2 protein-coding genes are annotated in these 1,549 nt (G+C 60.2%); both read right to left on the reverse strand.

All coding sequences use genetic code 11. From position 1 onward, the window contains the following. Positions 1 to 14: 14 nt before the first annotated feature. Entirely contained in the window at positions 15 to 1,058 is a 1,044-nt protein-coding gene (locus ACFUOZ_RS21350) for an IS3 family transposase (RefSeq protein WP_377552042.1), read from the reverse strand. Next, complete coding sequence (locus tag ACFUOZ_RS21355; RefSeq protein WP_377552045.1) at positions 1,022 to 1,405, reverse strand: hypothetical protein; 384 nt, start codon at positions 1,403 to 1,405, stop codon at positions 1,022 to 1,024. Before ACFUOZ_RS21355 ends, ACFUOZ_RS21350 begins: the two co-directional genes overlap by 37 nt. Between the last annotated feature and the right edge of the window lie 144 nt (positions 1,406 to 1,549).

Raw genomic sequence — 1,549 nt, forward strand, 5'->3', positions numbered from 1 at the left:
AAATTCGGTATATATCAAGCTGTTTGTGACAGCTGGGTGGGTTTTTGGTGGTTGATTCCGGCCGTGGTTGGCATTCCTGGTGCGGTGGGTCTGCGGCGGTATCTGTGTGGGTTGCGGGCGTAGCAGTCATCGAGGGTTTGTTGTCGTTGTCTGCGCGCTTGCTCGATCAGGCCGTGGTGGACGGTGTCGGGGGTGTAGAAGTTCAAGCCGCTGTGCCGGTGGTGTGCGTTGTAGGCGGCGAAGAACTGGTTCATGTAGTGTCGGGCGTCGTTGAGGTCTTGGAATCGTTGTGGGAATCCCAGATCGTATTTCACTGTTTTGAAAAGCGCTTCGGAGTAGGGGTTGTCGTTCGAGACCCGGGGCCTGGAGTAGGACAGTGTGATGCCAAGGGCGCGGGCCAGGTCCACGGTGGTGCCGGCGCGCATGGGAGCTCCGTTATCGGCGTGCAGAACCAGAGGACGCTGGTCCGTCGTGTCCACGGCATCACGTATGAACGTGGAGGCAAGGGCCGCGGTTTCGTGGTGTTCGACGCGGTGGGCGATGACTTTACGGGAGAAAGCATCGATGATCGCGTAGAGCTTGTAGGTGTGTTTGCCTGGCCCGCGGAGCATGGTGATATCCCAGCTCCAGAGCTGGTTCGGGCCAGTGGCTTCCACGACGGGTTTGATCCGCTTCGGTCCGGTGTTTCCGCGTTGGAGTCGCCGGTCACCGTTCTGTCCGTGCGCGGCAACGAGACGGTGCGCTGTTGCGATGGAGAAGGAGCAGTGTCCGGTATCGAGCATCCGGTAATAGGCCTGGGTGACTGAAAGGTGGCCGTAGTTCTCGGAGTTCAGGGCGGCCATGAACTCCTCAGCCTCGGCCGGGGTAATCCGGTTCGGATACGCCCGGTCGGTGTGGGCGATAGTGATTCCGGCCGTTTCCGGCGGGTTCAGATACCGGTACCAGGTCGTGCGGTGAAGCCCAACAACCGCGCACGCCTTCACCGCTGACCAGCCGGCAGCGACCAGATTCCCGACAAAGGTCAGGGCGATGTCTTTCCAGATTTTGGGATCAACCACTCCGGGCGCTGCGGCTCCGGTTCTTTCAGTTCGGGGTCCGTCGCCGCTGCGCTCTTGGCCACGGCGTCCAAGAGCGCGGAAGCTTTTCCCAGGATGTCCACCGCGGCCTCGGACCTGGCCAGCTTGGCCTTGAGGATCTCGTTCTCCTTCAAGACCTGCTTGAGCCGCCGCTTGTCTCCTTCGTTCAAACGCTGGTCCTCCGTCCCTTCCCTGGCGCGTGATCGCAACTCCCCGGCCGCACGCTGTCTGGCCCAAAGTTGGATCGTGCCATCGGTGATACCAACAGCCCTGCAGAACGCGGTCTTGGAGCCACGCTCCAAACACTTCTCGTACTCATCCAGAATCATGTGTTTCTGAGTCAAAGTGAAGTGACTCCGCTTCGAAGCACGCAACGGGACAACAAAATCCATAACGGACCTTTCCCCGCCCCGCGTGCCAGGCCACAAGCGACACACAAACTGTCACACAACAGCCTGACACACAGGGAATTT

Source organism: Paenarthrobacter sp. NPDC057355, assembly GCF_042667405.1.
GTDB lineage: Bacteria > Actinomycetota > Actinomycetes > Actinomycetales > Micrococcaceae > Arthrobacter.